Origin of the sequence: Indibacter alkaliphilus LW1 (assembly GCF_000295935.2) — a bacterium.
GTDB classification, from domain to species: domain Bacteria; phylum Bacteroidota; class Bacteroidia; order Cytophagales; family Cyclobacteriaceae; genus Indibacter; species Indibacter alkaliphilus.
Genome location: NZ_ALWO02000023.1, coordinates 247,861 through 264,571, shown reverse-complemented (window position 1 = coordinate 264,571; position 16,711 = coordinate 247,861). Strand labels below are relative to the sequence as shown.

Genomic DNA, 16,711 nt, shown 5'->3' with positions numbered 1-16,711 from the left:
TTATTTTTTTTCTTCTAAAATTTGTTCAACGATCAGTGGAGCCAAACTTTCTACCCTAAGGATTGGATGCTTGGCCAAAAATGAATTGGGATGGGAATTGGTTGCTACAACCTTTTCAATAACACCTGATCCTTTGATTTTTTCCAAAGCTTCATCTGTAAACAAACCGTGAGTAGTAATGGTGAAAATTTTCTTTGCACCGGCATTTTTATAGGCTTTAGCAGCATTGATCAATGAACCACCTGTCCTGATCATGTCATCGTAAATGACCACATCCATTCCTTCTACATCAGCTGAAATGCTTGTAACCTCGGTTTTTTCACCGGAAATTCTTCTTTTGAAAATGAATGCTGCATTGACTCCCATTTCATTGGCCAATGACTCTACCCACTTAGCCCTCCCCGCATCTGTACAAGCCATGACAAAACTGTTGTCTGCCAGATCTTTGGCAGCATCTACTATAATTTGCTTGCAGTAGACATGATTGATCAAGGCTTGCCCTTCGAAATAATGAGGAATTCCTTCTGAATGTAAGTCAAAAAAAATAAAATGATTGCCTAAGCTCGTCCTTGGAAGGGAAGAAAACATAACGGCCCTGGATTTTGCAGTGACAACCTCACCTGCTTTGATCGCTCTTTCCATGGTAGAATAACCAAAATATGGAAAAAACAATTGGATTGACCGTGCTCCATATTTGATTAAAGCGTAAGCCAGATCATATATTTCCAGGGTATCCGTGTCAGAAACAGTCCCCCCGATCAATACCACATCCTGGCCGTTGACAGGACTTAGTATTCTTTGATACCTTTCTCCATCAGGAAAGGTTTTGACATCAATCTTTCCTTTTTGAAAACCACCCCTTTGAATGACCTCCTCTTGTAGGTATCTGTATTTTCTTGTACTGAAAATGATCTTATTGCTCATTGTCATAATTTTTCATCTTCAAAACCAACTCTGTTCTCATTTGATATAGGTTTTCTTCAAGACCAACAGGATAGATATGGGGATTGACAAACCTCTTGTGCGCCTTATCAAAAAGTAAAAGATTTTTTTGTGCATTTTCCCTGATTTGCTTGATTCCGGGTCTATTATAAATTTTCTCTCCTGCCCTAAAGATAGGTTTTAGAAGTAATTCCCTTTCCAAACCATTGACATTAATTTTCTTTCGTTTGGTAGGATCATTGGGGTCAATGATTACATAAGCATTTCTTTCTTCATGAGCCTCATCCAGAAAAATCATATCTGCTAATGCCTTCCCATTTTTGATAAATCTTACTACGCCATGTTTTCCTGGGATATTGATCTTAATGGATTGCTGGGATACTTTTACTTTGGGCTCCCACACTCCGGACTCCAGTTTTACAGCCGCAAGCTTGTATACTGCGCCCAAAGCAGGTTGGTCGTAAGCCGTAACCAATTTGGTCCCTACTCCCCAAACATCTATTGAGGCTTCTTGGACCTTGAGCGAAGTAATGATTTGTTCATCCAGGTCATTGGAAGCAACGATTTTGGCATTTCTAAAGCCGGCTTCGTCTAACATTTCCCGGGCAATATTACTGTAATAGGCCAAGTCTCCTGAATCTATCCTTATCCCCAGCATTTCCTTTCCTTTTTCACGCAAAGATTTCCCCACTTCTATGGCATTTTTGATTCCATTTACTGTATCATAAGTATCCACCAAAAAGACACACTTATCAGGAAAAGCATCTGCATAAGCATGAAATGCTTCCAGTTCGGAATCAAAGGACATGATCCAACTATGTGCATGTGTACCTGAAACAGGAATTCCAAATAGCTTCCCGGCCATCACGTTACTGGTTGCGGAACAGCCACCTATATAAGATGCTCTGCTTGCTGCTAAGGCACCGTCAATTCCCTGTGCCCTTCTCAATCCAAACTCAAGTACTGAATCTCCTTTGGCAGCCAATGTAATTCTTGATGCCTTGGTGGCAATTAAAGTCTGAAAGTTCACAATGTTCAGAAGTGGTGTTTCAAGAAGCTGACATTGTATCAATGGCCCTTTTACCCGGATGATAGGGATGTTTGGAAAAACAACCGTTCCTTCTTCAACAGCATCTATATCACAGGAAAAATCAAGATCTCTTAGGTATTCGATAAATTCAGCTTCAAATGTAAGCTGGCCATCAGCATTTTTCATCTCTGCCAAATAATGCAAATCGGCATCATCAAAACGGAAATTTCTACAATAATCAATGATGTAATCTAGGCCTGCAGCAATGGTATAGCCCCCCTGAAATGGATTCTTTCGGAAAAATAAATTGAAGACAGCCTCTTGTTCAGCTTTTCCGGATTTCCAATAGGCATAAGCCATAGTCAATTGGTAAAAATCTGTTAAGAGTGCCAGGGAGCTTTGATAAAGATCTTTGGTGATTTTCATGCGCTGATATAAGTGTAAGTCAAAAATAAGGTTTTGCAACAAACTTACTTCCTAATATTTAAAATAACACCCGAAAGTACCAAGGCCATTCCCAAATAAGTAACCAGATTGAAGGTCTCTCCAAAAATTATAAATCCGAAAACAAGTGCGTAGACTATACTCAGATAGCTCAGGCTGGATATTTTTGCAACTTTGGCATTTTGATATGCAAGGGTAAGGAAATATTGGGCAAATTGGGTCAAAACCCCAATTGCGAGTAAAATAACCCAGTCCCATCCGATCGGCTGTACCCAAATAAGTGCACTGATTCCCGTAGCAATGGGTAAGGTAATCATAGGAAAATAGATCATGATGACCAATGGGTGCTCACTTGTGTTGAGCTTTCGGATGATGTTATAGGCCAAGCCCATAGCCAAAGAAGCAATGAGGGCAATTGAAAGGTCAACCAGAGAAATTCTGGGATCAAAACCTTCAATAATCAATACCCCAACAAATGAGATTGCAAAATATAAAAACTGACGCGCTCTCACTTTTTCCTTTACAATAAATATTCCCAGTATGGTTGTGAAAACAGGTGCTAAATAATTTAAAGTAACTGCACTGGCTAGAGGGATTCTTTGAAGGGTATAAAAAAAAGCTATAAGTCCAATTGAACCTACTATACCTCTCATGATCAAAAGTTTCTTGTTATTACCCAAAACAGGAACTTCCTTTTTTCTCAGTAAGAGGTAAGTAAAGACAAGGCTGAATAAAGATCGGAAAAGAATTATTTCAATTGCTGGTATATGAGGGACGAGTTTGACGGCAACATTCATCAGGGAAAATAAAAATCCCGCCAGTAACATGTGCTGAACACTTTTATTGATCAAAACTTCTGTTTTTTTAAATATCTAAAGGTTAAGGAAAAATACTCTGAATGGGTTCAATACTGTTGCTTTTTTTCATCTAATGAAACAAACTTACCGACAATTCCCTTGTTAAGTCTGATATACTTGAAAACATTTGAAACTATGGCATTAAAAAAAGGATCAAAAGCACCGGATTTTACACTTCCCTCAACCAATGGTGAAAAGTTTACACTAAGTCAGGACTGTAAGGGAAAGGCTTGCATCATATATTTTTATCCCAAAGATTTTACCAGGGTTTGTAGCAAAGAAGCCTGTGATTTCAGGGATCAGTTCTCTGCTTTCAGGGAGTTGGATATTCCTGTTTTTGGTATCAGTAGAGATGATATCAAAACCCACTTGAGCTTCAAAGCAGAATACGATCTTCCTTTCGACTTATTGAGTGATTTGGATGGCAGGGTTTGTAAGGCTTACGATGCCCTGATACCAATTGTGAGAATGCCGAAGAGGATCACTTATTTCCTGGATAAAGAACACAGAATAGCAGCAGTCCATTCAGATATGTTTGAATCCAAGTCTCATGTGGAAAGTATGATGAAACAAATTCAATAAGGAATACCCAGTAGCACGGATATAAAAATCCGTTTTGCGAGGTATACTATTAGAAGGTTTGAATGTGGAATTTTATCAAAAAAAATTCTACCAATGAAAAAACTAAAATCTTTAATCCTCTTAGCTCTTTTTGCAGGTTCCTTTTTGTTTGTTTCCTGTGAAAATGATGACACACCCAATGGGGCAATGAATGTGGAAGCCAAAATCGACGGTACTGATTGGAAAGGCTCCGGAAATTCCCAAGTTGTAGGAGTAGCTGGTATCACTACTACCAGTATTGCTGCGGGGGCAACAAACAGATCTGCAATTTCTATTACCATTATGGATGACAAAGCAGGTACTTATGATCTGGCAAATGTAGCTTCCTACACAGACCAAAACCAAACTGTTTACATGGCAAACTCCGGAACCTTGACAATCAGCAAATTTGAAGGAAATAAGATTTCAGGAACATTTAGCTTTACAGCCAGGCCTGCCTTGGGTTCGGGGAACAATATCAGCATCACAGAGGGGAAATTTACGGATGTAAATGTCTCCAGGTAAAATATCCCAATTATGTAGGGATGCCCTTTTTGATATCGGACAGGATTTTACCATCCTGCATGGTTAGGGTTCTGTCCGCCATTTGCGCCAACTCCTGATTGTGAGTGACGATTACAAAAGATTGCCCAAAATTCTCTCTTAGGGTAAAAAACAACTTATGTAGTGCTTCTGCATTTTTGGAGTCAAGATTTCCACTTGGCTCGTCTGCAAAGATAATTTTAGGATTGTTGATCAAAGCTCTTGCCACAGCCACACGTTGCTGTTCTCCACCGGATAGCTCCGAAGGCTTATGGTCTAAGCGGCCATGAAAGCCCAATAGCTTAGCCAAATCTGCAGCTCTAGTTCTCAACTCCTTTTCGCCTTTTCCCGCTATCAGGCCAGGTATTAACATATTCTCTTCAGCCGTAAATTCAGGAAGAAGGTTATGAAACTGAAAAATAAAGCCAATCTGTGTATTCCTGAATTCGGCGAGCTTATCCCCTTTTAATTTTGTAATTAAGGTATTTCCAATCCAGACCTCTCCTTGGTCAGCCTTATCTAATGTTCCCAGAATGTGCAAAAGTGTGCTTTTACCTGCACCTGAAGCTCCCACTATGGAAACAACTTCATTATCAGATATTTCTACATCCACACCTTTCAATACATGTAAGTCGCCGTAGTGTTTTTGAACCCCTTTTGCCTTGAGCATAATTTATTTTGGTGAAAAATTTTAAAATATAAACATAGGTATGTAGAGCCAAAAATGCCATTTATTTCCCAAAAAGAGGAAAGGTTAGCTTGAAAAATCAATATGAAGGGCTTAACTTCGGGCAAAAATTTTCACAAGGATGAATATACACGAATATCAAGCAAAAGAACTTTTGAAGAGCTACGGTGTACGCATTCAGGAAGGAGTCGTTACTGACAGTCCTGAGGGGGCACTCAAAGCAGCCAAAAAACTAAGTGCAGAAACAGGTACTTCCTGGTACGTGATCAAGGCCCAAATCCACGCAGGTGGAAGAGGAAAAGGCAAGGTAAAAGAAACTGGCTCTAACGGGGTGGTCCTTGCCAAAAAGCTTGAGGATGTACCTGAAAAAGCCAAAAACATCCTTGGAGGAACTTTGGTAACCATACAAACCGGTGAAGAAGGTAAAAAAGTAAATAAAATATTGGTAGCTGAGGATGTATATTATCCTGGTGATTCCGAACCTAAAGAATATTATCTATCGATACTTTTGGACAGGGCAAAAGGCTGCAATGTAATCATGGCATCTACTGAAGGTGGAATGGACATCGAAGAAGTTGCAGAAAAAACTCCCGAAAAAATCATCAAAGAATGGGTAGATCCAAAAGTGGGGCTTCAAGGTTTCCAGGCTAGAAAAGTAGCTTTCAAACTTGGTTTGGAAGGTAATGCCTTTAAAGAAATGGTAAAATTCATCAGCGCGCTATACAATGCATACATTGGATCCGATGCTTCTCAGTTTGAAATCAACCCTGTGTTGAAAACTTCTGATGATAAAATCCTGGCAGTTGATGCCAAGGTAAATCTTGACGACAATGCACTATACAGACATAAAGATTTGGCAGAATTAAGAGATTTGGCAGAAGAAGATCCTTTGGAAGTTGAGGCAGGAAAGTCTGACCTAAACTATGTTAAGCTTGACGGAAACGTTGGTTGCATGGTAAACGGTGCTGGTTTGGCCATGGCTACCATGGATATGATCAAGCTTTCTGGTGGAGAGCCGGCCAACTTCCTTGATGTTGGAGGCGGTGCAAATGCCACTACAGTTGAGGCAGGTTTTAGAATTATACTTCAAGACCCTAATGTTAAAGCCATATTGATTAATGTTTTCGGTGGTATTGTAAGATGCGACAGAATAGCAAACGGTGTGGTAGAGGCGTATAAGTCTATTGGAGACATTCCAGTTCCTATTATTGTAAGACTTCAAGGCACAAATGCTGAAGAAGGAGCCAAAATCATAGATGAATCCGGCTTGAAAGTTTCTTCTGCGATCACTTTGAAAGAAGCTGCTGAAAAAGTAAGAGCTGCAATATCATAAATATTTGCTAAGGACAAAGTCCTTAGTTTTAGCACTCGTAGTTCAACTGGATAGAATATCGGATTTCGGCTCCGAGGGTTGAGGGTTCGAATCCTTCCGAGTGCACAAAAAGACCACCTGAAATTCAGGTGGTCTTTTTTTTGACTTTTATCATATTTGCCAATGATTTTTAGCATGTAATAGGAAAGGTTTTCAAGGTACCTTTAAAAGTGAAAAGTAGAACCACAAATATAGAAACCATGAAAAAGATTCTTATCCCCACCGATTTTTCCGCCTGTGCAAAAGCTGCAGAAAATTATGGACTGGTATTAGCCAAGAAAACCAATGCGGAATTGGTTTATCTGCACATCATCATCACACCAGTCAATTGGTCCAAGCTGACCAACGATCAGGAGAACCTCTTTCCTGAAACCAAAAAATTGATTGGTAAGGCCAAAAAAGAACTCAGCAACTTGGTTATGGAAGCTGAAAAATCAGGAGTAAAAGCATCTAAGATACTCGTGTACAATTATGGCAATGAAAGGATTCATACCTTTATTGAAACAGAAAAAATAGACATGGTAGTCATGGGTTCCCATGGAAGCTACGGCTTCAAAGAGCACATGCTGGGCACAAATACTTACAGCGTATTGCGAAGATCCGAAATCCCTGTGGTGGTGGTCAAAGAGGAAAATGAAAAGCGGGAAGTTCAGAACCTGATCTTTGCTACTAACTTCAAAGAGGAAACCGGAGCATCTTTTGGGGTAATAGAAAAGTTAGCTGAAGAATTAGGAGCCAAATTACATGTGCTCTTCGTCAATACGCCTACATATTTTATGGAAACAAATGATATTGAGGCAATAGGAAAGTCCTTTATGGATGAGTTTGGCAATTACAATTATGATATCAACATCATCGATGCCTTTAAAGAAGAAAGAGGAATTCTTCAATTTGCAGATAAACTCAAAGCGGATGGAATCGCAGTGATTACCTTTGGAAAGTCTGACCTGATGCAATACTTCTCCCCCAGTATCACTGAAAATCTGATTTCAATGACTGATCTGCCAGTGATCAGTATTAGAAAAACAAAAAAATAGTTTAGATAAAAGCTAGATTTCATATTAATAAAGCAACCTGTTTAAAGGTTGCTTTTTTTTTAAGTAAAAAAGCAGGAGAATGTCTCCTGCCCTTTATATGAAAACTAAACCAACTATTATTTAACTACCACAATTGAAACAAAAATACTACATAAATATAAATTTCAAAATATTTTAACAAAAAGGTAAATAAGCACCTACTTTTTGTTACCTACTTTATACAGAATACCTAATGCCAAAGCTTGGCTATACTGTATTCCTGGATCCATATCTATATCATAAACATTGATACTTGTAAAAGTAACATCTACCCATTCTGTGATTTTGGCAATCACCGTAATGTCCAATCTATGGTCAATGGTATTGAAAGCAAGGGTTTCATAATTTGCAAACAACTGATACCTGGTATTGATGGATAGGTTTTCTGTTATGTCCTTGTTGTAAGTCATGAAAATCTGAGCAGCAAGCCATTCAGTTCTTACCCTACTGCCAATAGGAACACCATAATTTTCAGGAACATTATCGGCAATTTCCGGCCTGTTGACTACAGTCAATCTTGGAGAGATAGGCGCTATCCGCAAAGCAAAATTATCATTGGGTTTATATTCCATACCTACGCCTGCCATGATAAATGCGGGTGCAAAGAAACCTGAAATCAATACAGGTTCGTCGCCTCCAAAATCGAAACCATCAGCAAATTGTGTGATAAAATTAAGTGATCCAAAATAACTCCAATGGTCAGACACTTGGTACCCAACTTTGGAATCCAGGAAAATCCTGTCATTTGACTTCCTCATTTCCTGTCCTTCATTTTTGACAACACCATATATCATTTCCATTTGATTGTCCCATGACCATTTTCCTTTGGCATAATTTGCTTTTCCTGTGGCTATTGATCCAAACGCTACAGAGTTAACACCTCCAGCCTTCCAGTTGCCACTAAAAGCAGCTTGATTGAAATTTAAACCAATGCTAAATCCTGCATCCCAATAAGTGGTATCCTGAGGTTCCAGTCCCTCCTCTAGTGTATCAATAAGCTCTTCGTCCTGAGCAAATACAGAAAATACAAATCCAAGGTAAAAACATACTAGTAAAAGCTTTTTCATCGTAAATAATTTTAGTGAAGAATAATTCAAAGTAAATAATTAATCCAAACAAAGTAAAAAGCGTTTGGATATAATGATATGTTTAATCCTATTATATTTAGAGAAGATATTTGTGAATTCTCTGATAAATCGCCCTCTATGTCGGAAAAAAGAACTCCATATTTCAGTTTAATCCTGCTTTTAGTCCTTTTGAATGGTTGTAGTTCTATTGAAATGTTCAAGGAAAAAACCGAATTTACTCCTTATAAATCCTATAGCACCTTTGCAATCCTCAATAAAGAAACAGGTCAGAAAGGATTTGTAGACCCCTATTTAGATGCAATTGTTGAAGATGGCTTGCAGAAGTTACTTACAGCTCAAGGGTTGGTTTATGACCCTGTTGAGCCGGAAATTATTCTTAGGTTCAATTCCAATGAAGATCCAAGGCAAAAAGAAATAGTAAACAATATGTATCCGATGTGGGGATATAGAATTTGGGACCCATGGTTCTATGACCCGAGGTTTTCTAACAGGTCTCCTGTGAGTACAAAAAATTATGAACTCCTTCAGCTCATAGTGGATTTCATAGACCCCAAAAATGATAAAATGTTAATGAGATTAACAGCTGTGTCAGAGGTGACCTCAGAAAAAGATAAACGAAAAAAAGTCATCAAATCTGTAGAGAAAGTTGCTGACACTTACCAGACCCATATGCAAAGTAAAACCCGATAAACCTTGAATACTTATGGAAAACAGATTTAACTCATTAAGGGAATTTTATCCCTATTACCTTTCAGAGCATCAGGATCCTACTTGTAGGAAGCTTCACTTTATCGGAACTTTCCTCATTTTTATAATTCTTTTTTATGCCATTTTCAGTGGAAAACCGGTCTATTTATGGTTGATCCCAGTAGTGGGGTATGGATTTGCTTGGGTTGGTCATTTCTTCTACGAAAAAAACAAACCTGCAACATTTAAACATCCATTTTACAGCCTTGCATCAGACTTTATCTTGTTTTTTGACCTTTTGAGAGGCAAAGAGAGGTTTCACCCATAAATTTTTGATAAAATGCAAAAAAAGACCTGTGAAATGTTGTTTGTGAGAGACATTTGATTAATTTTGCATTTATAATATTGCATTTGAAACCAAAAAATATGCATTTTGATGGTAAGAATAGTTCTCATAGATGATGATCCAATAAGCACCTTTGTTACAGAGAAGCTTATTTCTAAAAACATTCGGATTCCACACGAAATCTATAAGTATGATAATGCCATTCATGCATTGAAAGAAATTGATTCTATTCAGCCCAATTATCTGTTTTTGGATCTGAATATGCCTGAAATGACTGGGTGGGATTTTTTAGAAGAATTTGACCCCCATAAATCAACACCTGAAGTTTATATCTTAAGTAGCTCAGTAGACGAAAGGGATATTGACAAAGCCAGAAACTACTCTTTAGTCAAAAAATATCTCTCAAAACCACTGATAAAAAAATACATTAAGACCATCTTTAATTGATGGTCTTTTTTTTACCTGATATTTCTAATTTTTACAAACAAGCCTGCCATTCAGAGGTTATATTTTTAGTAGTAAATGATTATATTTAGATTATGGCAAATCCTAGTGAACATTTATTAGAGGCTTTTAGAAAGACAATTCAAAAATTGAAAAATGATGCACCCTATCAATGGGGCCATATGGGTGCCTGTAACTGTGGAAATCTTGCGCAGCAGTTGACTAAATTGAGTAAAGCAGAGATCCATCAGTTCGCTATGCAGAAATCCGGTGATTGGAACGACCAACTAATCGATTTTTGTCCAACAAGTGGCTACCCCATGGATTTGATGATTCAAAGAATGATAGAAGCTGGCTTGAGCATAGATGAATTAAAGCATTTGGAAAGACTTTCAGACCCAAAGGTCTTACAGCACATCCCTTTTGAAAAAAGAGAGAAAATCAAGAAAAATAGAAGGGAAGATGTAATTCTTTACATGGAGACTTGGCTTGAATTGTTGGAGACAGAATACATCGATCACTTAGAAATCCACATTCCTGAAAACAGTAAGAAAAAAATATTTGCTTAGTTTTCTAAAAATAAATTTTCCTTTATTCGTGCAAATTAAACCTTTTGATATATTTGAGCAATTAACCTATTCACGCTATGGAAGATTTCGAAGATGATTTCGATGACATGGAAGATGATGATGAGTTTGCTGAAGAATTTCAGGATGAAGTTTATGATTTAGACGAAGACTCTGAATTTCTTGATGACAACATCATGGACTTTGACGAAGATGATCTGGATGACGATTTCGACGATGATGATTTTGACGACGACGATTTCGAAGAAGATCTGGATGATTAACTTCAATTAATTGTACATTTTGAAAAGCGGGTGAAGTAATTGACCTGCTTTTTTTATTTTCATTTTGAATGGAAACTCTTCTCCTGTATATTTCGGAAAAATTAGACAACCAAAACTTAATTATATGACTTTATTAGAAATTTTCAGTGCACCAATTGCCTCTGGAGCTCAAACCTTCATTTTGATTGTATGTATTCTTATAGGTTTGGGTGCTGGTATCAGTCTCATAGATGTAAAAAATACCAGCGAACCAAAAGAAAAATAAAAGCTGTCCTTTTGGACATTTTGAATATTTAAAAAAAGCATGGCTCAAAACCATGCTTTTTTTATGTCTATCTGTTTGACTTATCAATGTACATTACCCATTAATTTTCTGATCTGTTTACTCAGAAGCAATAAGAGTAGTCCTGCACCCAGAGCAATGGACACAATAAGGAGATATTGACTTGGCATTTCACTCAGGGCGTCCTGAGAACCACCACTAACTTCACCCGCAATCAATCCAGCGAAGAGATTTCCCAATGCCACAGAAATAAACCACATGCCCATCATTTGACCTTGGAATTTTTTAGGAGCAAGCTTGGTCGTTAAGCTGAGTCCTACAGGGCTAAGACTTAATTCACCAAAAGTATGCAGCATATAGGTAAAGATAAGCCATGTCGGTGCAGCCAAATCACCCGAAGCGGCTATTTTTGCAGCGAAATACATCACTAAGAATCCCATTCCCAATAAAAGAAGTCCAAAGGCGAATTTTGCCGGAGAACTTGGTTCTAAATTCCTTCTACCAAGCCAAACCCACAAAGCTCCGAAGAATGGAGCGAAAATGATGATAAACATGGAATTGATAGATTGAAAATACCCTGTTGGTATCTCCAATCTTAAAAATGACCTATCTGTAAAACGCTCTGCAAATAAATTTAAGGTAGAACCTGCCTGTTCAAAACCCGACCAAAACAAAGCAGAGAAAAGGATGACCACTACCAAAGCAGCTGTCTTTTTCTTTTCATCCTGATTGAGGCCACCAAATAGAAACACATAACCAAAGTAAAGTACGGTAATAACTCCGATGATTTTATAGGACAAACTGGCTATGCCAAAAGCATTGATTTCTATTAGACCTGTAAAAGCGACCGTAACCAAGAGGATCAATACCAAAACAAATACCAGACCGCCCATTTTGAGTTTTTTCATCTGCCTGATATCGGCATCAGATTCAGGTTGTTGCAGCTCACCTTTGCCCTCTAATGTTCCCAGGGACACTTTGTATTGGATCAAGCCTATAACCATTCCTAAGCCTGCAAGACCAAAGCCTAAATGCCAGTCATAAACTGCCATTGTAGCACAGGCAATTGGGGCAATAAATGCACCCAAATTGATTCCCATGTAAAATATTGAAAAGCCCGCATCCCGCTTTGAGCTGCCCTCAGGATAAAGTTGACCGACAATTGAGCTAATGTTAGGTTTTAAAAGTCCAGTACCCACCACAATAAGAATGAGCCCTAAAAAAAAGGAGTTGATGTCAAGACTTTTTAATTCAGCCTGCACTTCTGATGGATTGAATAAATTTAAAATACCTGGCAGTGCCATGGTAAAGTGACCCAAGGCTATGATTATTCCACCGTACCAGACTGATTTTTTCAATCCAAATATCCTATCGGCAAACCATCCACCTGGTAGAGAGAGCAAATACACGCCCATAGTGTAAAGACCATAGATAGCACCTGAAGTCCTGTCGTCAAATCCTAAGCCTCCATCAAGAATCGCCGTAGTCATAAACAAGATGAGCAGTGCTCTCATCCCATAATAACTGAACCTTTCCCACATTTCTGTGAAAAATAAAGTCATCAAGCCTTTTGGGTGTCCAAAAACGGTTGGTCCTGGAAATAACTCCAGATTTCCATCGCTTGGTACCTTTCCAAATTTATTTTCCAATTTCAATTGATTTAGTGAAGAATCATTTTTCTGAAACCACAATGATAAGTTAAATTTTTGAGATGTACTATTTTAAAAAGATGTCGAATTCCAACTGATTTAACCTGCTAAAACCTAGAGTACAAAAAGAATATTCCAACAAAATATGTAATTGATGTTTTTCTATATAAATTTAGCAAAATATGCGTCCGTAATCGATTGAAAAGGCCAAAAAAGGCTTTTTTTTATTTTATCTAAAAATTAATCAGCTATCTTTGATGGCATAACTTTAGACATTAAAATCAACCTCATGAGTACACAAGAACTCGAAATCCAAGCTATGCCCAAAGGCTTGTCAGATTTAGGGATTGAAACTTCAAAACAAGTGTTTTGGAATCTTCATCCCGCTCAACTTGTAGAACATGCCCTTCAAAATCAGGAAGGATATCTTACTGATACTGGAGCATTGATGGCAGATACTGGTACTTTCACTGGCAGGTCTCCCAAGGACCGATTTGTAGTCCAAGACAGTCTTACTGAAAATTCCGTTTGGTGGGGAGACATCAACATTCCTTTTTCCGAAGACAATTTTGATAAGCTGTATGGAAAAATGATCAACTTTTTAAAAGATAAGCAGCTATATATACGTGAAGCTTATGCTGGAGCAGATGATAAGTATCGATTGAATATTAGAGTGATCAATACTTTGGCGTGGCACAACATGTTTTGCTATAACATGTTTTTGAGGCCAACTGCTAATGAAATTGAAACTTTTGAAAACGAATTTACAATAATCTGTGCTCCTAACTTCAAGGCAGACCCTGCCGTGGACGGAACCAGGCAGGAAAATTTTGCCATAATCAACCTCAGCAAAAAGATTCTTTTGATCGGAGGTACTGCTTATGCGGGAGAAATGAAAAAGGGGATATTTTCTGTTCTGAATTTCTTGCTTCCACATCAGCATGGAGTATTATCTATGCATTGCTCTGCAAATGTTGGGAAAAAAGGAGATACAGCAATATTTTTTGGTCTTTCGGGGACAGGAAAAACCACACTTTCAGCAGACCCTAATAGAGGACTTATAGGAGATGATGAACATGGCTGGAACGAAACTTCAGTATTTAACTTTGAAGGTGGATGCTATGCAAAAGTAATTGACCTAAGTCGCGAAAAAGAACCTGAAATCTGGGACGCTATAAAGTTTGGTGCAATTGTGGAAAACACCAGATTTTATCCGCTTACAAGAACTGTTGATTATGGTAATAAAGAGGTAACTGAAAATACAAGAACCTCCTATCCTATTGAACACATTGAAAATGCTATTATACCTTCAAAAGCTGATATTCCAAAAAATATATTCTTTCTAACAGCTGATGCATTTGGTGTGATCCCTCCTATTTCCAAATTGAATAAAAGTCAGGCGATGTACCACTTTATATCCGGCTACACAGCAAAAGTGGCTGGAACAGAGGTTGGGGTTACCGAACCGAAGACAACATTTTCCGCTTGTTTTGGGGCAGCATTTCTTCCATTACATCCAACAAAATATGCTGAACTTTTTGGCGAGAAAATGGAAAAACATCAAGTGAATGTTTGGCTGATCAACACAGGCTGGACAGGTGGCCCCTATGGTGTCGGATCAAGAATGAAGCTGAAATATACGAGAGCAATGATAACTGCGGCACTGAATGGTGAATTGGATAATGTATCTTACCGTAAGCACAGTGTGTTTGGAGTCGCTATTCCTGAAAGCTGCCCAAATGTGCCTGATGAGGTCTTGAGTCCAAGAGCTACCTGGGCTGATAAAGAAGCCTATGACAAGAAAGCAAGAGAACTTGGAGCTGAATTCATTAAGAACTTTGAAAAATACAGAGACTTTGCCACTGAGGATATTTTGGCTGGAGCGCCAAAATTTTAGTCAATTGACCCTTTGTATAAACCCAAATAACTGGAGTGCTTCGGCACTCCTTTTTTATACAATTGGTTTTTCGAAAAGATCGGAATCATTACTTTTGAAAACACAATTAAAATAAAATGAAAAAAGCAGAAATATTAACTGAAAAAGGCACTATGCTAGTGGAGTTCTATGAGAAAGATGCTCCAAAGGCAGTCGATAATTTTATAAGCCTTTCCAAAAAGGGCTTTTACGATGGCCTAACTTTCCATCGTGTTATTCCAAACTTTGTCATTCAGGGTGGCTGTCCAAACGGAAACGGAACAGGTGGGCCAGGTTACAAAATTGATTGTGAACTCGACGGAGACAATCAATACCATGAGCGTGGTGTTCTTTCCATGGCACATGCAGGCAGAAATACAGGTGGCTCACAGTTTTTCATTTGTCACAGTAGAGATAATACGAGCCATTTGGACAGGAATCACACCTGCTTTGGGAAAGTGGTAGAAGGACTCGATGTAATAGATGATATCCGCCAAGGAGACAAAATTGAGAAAATCACCATCATGGAAGATTAAGAATTCCCAAGATGTTTTGCCTCCATTGAAGTTAAATCTTCGTGGAGGCATTTTTATTTTCAGCCAAAAAGCGCGCCTGCAATAGTCGCAGTCATCAAGCAGGCAAGGGTAGCCGCTAAAAGCGCATGCATCCCCAATTTAGAAAGATTCCCCTGTTGATTGGGAGCTATACTTCCAATTCCTCCTACCTGAATTGCAATTGAACTGAAATTTGAAAAGCCACAAAGCGCATAAGTGGCAATGACGATGGATTTTGGAGACAATGAACCGGCACTTTTCATATCTGCAAGACTTAAATAAGCTACAAATTCATTGATTACTGTTTTTTGACCGAGTAAAGAGCCTACCTGCAGTGTTTCTGACCATTCTACACCTATAACCCAAGCAAACACCCGAAAAATCTGGCCAAGAATATATTCCAGTGAAAAGCCCGAAAACTGTCCATTGGTAGATGAAACAACCAGAGCATTCAAGCCAGTGTACTCGCCAATGATTCCTGAAAGTATGTAATTCAAGGCAGCAATCACTGCAATAAAGGCCAAAAGCATCCCTCCTACATTTAAGGCAAGTTTCAAGCCCTCGGAAGCACCTATTGACATAGCATCAATCAGGTTAACCCCCATATTCTCACCACTTACTTCCAGCTTTTCATTGACTACTTCCTTATCTGTTTCCGGTATGATAATTTTGGAAATTACTATTGCCGCAGGGGCATTCATGATACTTGCGCCTAAAAGGTAAGCAGCAAATCTGCTTTGCTCTTCCAGACTATCTCCACCAAGAAAGGCAACATAACCAGCCAATACCCCCCCAGCAATGGTGGCCATACCTCCCGTCATCAAACACATCAACTCTGACCTGGACATGGTGGGGATAAAAGGTCTTACCAATAAAGGTGCTTCTGTTTGCCCTAAAAATATATTACCTGCAGCCGACAAACTTTCCGGGCCTGAGAGCCGCATGGTTCTTGACATTACCCAAGCAATGGCAAAAACTACTTTTTGGAGCACTCCCAAATAATATAAACCTGCTGATACGGTAGAAAAGAAAATAATAGTAGGAAGTACTTTGAATGCGAAGATAAATCCGAAAGTATCTGTTGCTAAGTCTCCAAATATAAATAGAGCCCCATCTTCCGAAAAGCTTAGAAATTTGACAAAAACACGGCTAACTACCGCAAAAATCCTTGCTACAAAATCTACTTTGGTTATCAAAAAACCAAAAATAGCTTGCAATATCACCCCAATGCCTACTAGTCTCCAATCAACTGCTTTCTTATTTGCAGAAAATAACAAGGCAAAAGCCAGGATGACTATGATACCGATTAAACCTCTAATATAATCCATAAGGAGTGATGCGGA

19 protein-coding genes and 1 tRNA gene are annotated in these 16,711 nt (G+C 38.4%); 13 read left to right on the top strand and 7 right to left on the bottom strand.

The genetic code is table 11. From position 1 onward, the window contains the following. Genes A33Q_RS05350 through A33Q_RS05340 form a run of 3 tightly spaced genes read right to left on the bottom strand, consistent with a single transcriptional unit; the run spans window position 1 to window position 3,267 of the window. On the bottom strand, window positions 1–930 hold the full coding sequence (locus A33Q_RS05350) for a ribose-phosphate diphosphokinase (protein WP_407635779.1): 930 nt from the start codon (window positions 928–930) through the stop codon (window positions 1–3). Continuing rightward, the gene (locus A33Q_RS05345) at window positions 914–2,398 is read right to left on the bottom strand and encodes a nicotinate phosphoribosyltransferase (protein WP_009032482.1); all 1,485 of its coding nucleotides are present in this window, start codon (window positions 2,396–2,398) and stop codon (window positions 914–916) included. The genes A33Q_RS05350 and A33Q_RS05345 overlap by 17 nt, the downstream gene beginning before the upstream one ends. Before the next feature lie 44 nt (window positions 2,399–2,442). Then, window positions 2,443–3,267 carry a DMT family transporter gene (locus A33Q_RS05340; protein WP_016254720.1) on the bottom strand — a complete coding sequence of 275 codons (825 nt, stop codon included), beginning with the start codon at window positions 3,265–3,267 and terminating at the stop codon, window positions 2,443–2,445. A 141-nt stretch (window positions 3,268–3,408) separates the two neighbouring features. Here A33Q_RS05340 and A33Q_RS05335 point away from each other — a divergent pair, with 141 nt between their 5' ends. Together A33Q_RS05335 and A33Q_RS05330 are read left to right on the top strand one after the other, a co-directional pair. Beyond that, entirely contained in the window at window positions 3,409–3,855 is a 447-nt protein-coding gene (locus A33Q_RS05335; RefSeq protein ID WP_009032480.1) for a peroxiredoxin, read from the top strand. A gap of 93 nt (window positions 3,856–3,948) precedes the next feature. Further along, a complete protein-coding gene (locus A33Q_RS05330; RefSeq protein WP_009032479.1) occupies window positions 3,949–4,398 on the top strand; it encodes a DUF6252 family protein in 450 nt (149 codons plus the stop codon). A 10-nt stretch (window positions 4,399–4,408) separates the two neighbouring features. Here A33Q_RS05330 and A33Q_RS05325 read toward each other — a convergent pair whose 3' ends face one another. Continuing rightward, the gene (locus A33Q_RS05325) at window positions 4,409–5,086 is read right to left on the bottom strand and encodes an ABC transporter ATP-binding protein (protein ID WP_009032478.1); all 678 of its coding nucleotides are present in this window, start codon (window positions 5,084–5,086) and stop codon (window positions 4,409–4,411) included. A gap of 139 nt (window positions 5,087–5,225) precedes the next feature. On the opposite strand from A33Q_RS05325, the gene sucC reads away from it, so the two are divergent. The 3 genes from sucC to A33Q_RS05310 all read left to right on the top strand — a co-directional run bounded on the left by sucC (window position 5,226) and on the right by A33Q_RS05310 (window position 7,513). Continuing rightward, on the top strand, window positions 5,226–6,437 hold the full coding sequence (sucC, locus tag A33Q_RS05320) for an ADP-forming succinate--CoA ligase subunit beta (protein ID WP_009032477.1): 1,212 nt from the start codon (window positions 5,226–5,228) through the stop codon (window positions 6,435–6,437). A gap of 31 nt (window positions 6,438–6,468) precedes the next feature. Next, a tRNA-Arg gene (locus A33Q_RS05315) sits at window positions 6,469–6,542 on the top strand. Window positions 6,543–6,676: 134 nt separating this feature from the next. Beyond that, window positions 6,677–7,513 carry a universal stress protein gene (locus A33Q_RS05310; protein ID WP_009032476.1) on the top strand — a complete coding sequence of 279 codons (837 nt, stop codon included), beginning with the start codon at window positions 6,677–6,679 and terminating at the stop codon, window positions 7,511–7,513. Between the two features lie 197 nt (window positions 7,514–7,710). Here A33Q_RS05310 and A33Q_RS05305 read toward each other — a convergent pair whose 3' ends face one another. Further along, window positions 7,711–8,619, bottom strand: coding sequence for a DUF3078 domain-containing protein (locus A33Q_RS05305; RefSeq protein ID WP_009032475.1), 909 nt, complete (start codon window positions 8,617–8,619; stop codon window positions 7,711–7,713). 138 nt (window positions 8,620–8,757) lie between these two features. Here A33Q_RS05305 and A33Q_RS05300 point away from each other — a divergent pair, with 138 nt between their 5' ends. From A33Q_RS05300 to A33Q_RS22285, 6 genes are all read left to right on the top strand, one after another. After that, complete coding sequence (locus tag A33Q_RS05300; RefSeq protein ID WP_009032474.1) at window positions 8,758–9,330, top strand: DUF4136 domain-containing protein; 573 nt, start codon at window positions 8,758–8,760, stop codon at window positions 9,328–9,330. Window positions 9,331–9,343: 13 nt separating this feature from the next. After that, window positions 9,344–9,655, top strand: a complete 312-nt coding sequence (locus A33Q_RS05295; RefSeq protein WP_009032473.1) for a DUF962 domain-containing protein — start codon at window positions 9,344–9,346, stop codon at window positions 9,653–9,655. A 108-nt stretch (window positions 9,656–9,763) separates the two neighbouring features. Then, window positions 9,764–10,120 (top strand): response regulator, encoded by a 357-nt coding sequence (locus tag A33Q_RS05290; RefSeq protein ID WP_009032472.1) that lies wholly within the window; start codon window positions 9,764–9,766, stop codon window positions 10,118–10,120. Window positions 10,121–10,212: 92 nt separating this feature from the next. Next, a complete protein-coding gene (locus tag A33Q_RS05285) occupies window positions 10,213–10,686 on the top strand; it encodes a hypothetical protein (protein ID WP_009032471.1) in 474 nt (157 codons plus the stop codon). Window positions 10,687–10,763: 77 nt separating this feature from the next. Next, window positions 10,764–10,967, top strand: a complete 204-nt coding sequence (locus A33Q_RS22290; RefSeq protein WP_009032470.1) for a hypothetical protein — start codon at window positions 10,764–10,766, stop codon at window positions 10,965–10,967. Window positions 10,968–11,091: 124 nt separating this feature from the next. After that, a complete protein-coding gene (locus A33Q_RS22285; protein ID WP_016254716.1) occupies window positions 11,092–11,232 on the top strand; it encodes a hypothetical protein in 141 nt (46 codons plus the stop codon). An 83-nt stretch (window positions 11,233–11,315) separates the two neighbouring features. Here the strand turns inward: A33Q_RS22285 and A33Q_RS05270 are convergent, their stop codons facing one another. Next, window positions 11,316–12,812: a peptide MFS transporter gene (locus A33Q_RS05270; protein WP_235062778.1), complete on the bottom strand. Its 1,497-nt coding sequence runs from the start codon at window positions 12,810–12,812 to the stop codon at window positions 11,316–11,318. 376 nt (window positions 12,813–13,188) lie between these two features. Here A33Q_RS05270 and pckA point away from each other — a divergent pair, with 376 nt between their 5' ends. After that, window positions 13,189–14,796 carry a phosphoenolpyruvate carboxykinase (ATP) gene (gene pckA / locus A33Q_RS05265; protein ID WP_009032468.1) on the top strand — a complete coding sequence of 536 codons (1,608 nt, stop codon included), beginning with the start codon at window positions 13,189–13,191 and terminating at the stop codon, window positions 14,794–14,796. Between the two features lie 116 nt (window positions 14,797–14,912). Then, on the top strand, window positions 14,913–15,350 hold the full coding sequence (locus A33Q_RS05260) for a peptidylprolyl isomerase (RefSeq protein ID WP_009032467.1): 438 nt from the start codon (window positions 14,913–14,915) through the stop codon (window positions 15,348–15,350). 59 nt (window positions 15,351–15,409) lie between these two features. On the opposite strand, the gene A33Q_RS05255 is transcribed toward A33Q_RS05260, so the two are convergent. Then, on the bottom strand, window positions 15,410–16,696 hold the full coding sequence (locus A33Q_RS05255; RefSeq protein WP_009032466.1) for a NupC/NupG family nucleoside CNT transporter: 1,287 nt from the start codon (window positions 16,694–16,696) through the stop codon (window positions 15,410–15,412). Between the last annotated feature and the right edge of the window lie 15 nt (window positions 16,697–16,711).

What these genes read in the sequence shown, in the direction of transcription:
- A33Q_RS05350 (WP_407635779.1), bottom strand. Translation starts at nt 930, where the DNA reads ATGACAATGAGCAATAAGATCATTTTCAGTACAAGAAAATACAGATAC.
- A33Q_RS05345 (WP_009032482.1), bottom strand. Translation starts at nt 2,398, where the DNA reads ATGAAAATCACCAAAGATCTTTATCAAAGCTCCCTGGCACTCTTAACA.
- A33Q_RS05335 (WP_009032480.1), top strand. Translation starts at nt 3,409, where the DNA reads ATGGCATTAAAAAAAGGATCAAAAGCACCGGATTTTACACTTCCCTCA.
- A33Q_RS05330 (WP_009032479.1), top strand. Translation starts at nt 3,949, where the DNA reads ATGAAAAAACTAAAATCTTTAATCCTCTTAGCTCTTTTTGCAGGTTCC.
- A33Q_RS05325 (WP_009032478.1), bottom strand. Translation starts at nt 5,086, where the DNA reads ATGCTCAAGGCAAAAGGGGTTCAAAAACACTACGGCGACTTACATGTA.
- sucC (WP_009032477.1), top strand. Translation starts at nt 5,226, where the DNA reads ATGAATATACACGAATATCAAGCAAAAGAACTTTTGAAGAGCTACGGT.
- A33Q_RS05310 (WP_009032476.1), top strand. Translation starts at nt 6,677, where the DNA reads ATGAAAAAGATTCTTATCCCCACCGATTTTTCCGCCTGTGCAAAAGCT.
- A33Q_RS05305 (WP_009032475.1), bottom strand. Translation starts at nt 8,619, where the DNA reads ATGAAAAAGCTTTTACTAGTATGTTTTTACCTTGGATTTGTATTTTCT.
- A33Q_RS05300 (WP_009032474.1), top strand. Translation starts at nt 8,758, where the DNA reads ATGTCGGAAAAAAGAACTCCATATTTCAGTTTAATCCTGCTTTTAGTC.
- A33Q_RS05295 (WP_009032473.1), top strand. Translation starts at nt 9,344, where the DNA reads ATGGAAAACAGATTTAACTCATTAAGGGAATTTTATCCCTATTACCTT.
- A33Q_RS05290 (WP_009032472.1), top strand. Translation starts at nt 9,764, where the DNA reads ATGGTAAGAATAGTTCTCATAGATGATGATCCAATAAGCACCTTTGTT.
- A33Q_RS05285 (WP_009032471.1), top strand. Translation starts at nt 10,213, where the DNA reads ATGGCAAATCCTAGTGAACATTTATTAGAGGCTTTTAGAAAGACAATT.
- A33Q_RS22290 (WP_009032470.1), top strand. Translation starts at nt 10,764, where the DNA reads ATGGAAGATTTCGAAGATGATTTCGATGACATGGAAGATGATGATGAG.
- A33Q_RS22285 (WP_016254716.1), top strand. Translation starts at nt 11,092, where the DNA reads ATGACTTTATTAGAAATTTTCAGTGCACCAATTGCCTCTGGAGCTCAA.
- A33Q_RS05270 (WP_235062778.1), bottom strand. Translation starts at nt 12,812, where the DNA reads ATGACTTTATTTTTCACAGAAATGTGGGAAAGGTTCAGTTATTATGGG.
- pckA (WP_009032468.1), top strand. Translation starts at nt 13,189, where the DNA reads ATGAGTACACAAGAACTCGAAATCCAAGCTATGCCCAAAGGCTTGTCA.
- A33Q_RS05260 (WP_009032467.1), top strand. Translation starts at nt 14,913, where the DNA reads ATGAAAAAAGCAGAAATATTAACTGAAAAAGGCACTATGCTAGTGGAG.
- A33Q_RS05255 (WP_009032466.1), bottom strand. Translation starts at nt 16,696, where the DNA reads ATGGATTATATTAGAGGTTTAATCGGTATCATAGTCATCCTGGCTTTT.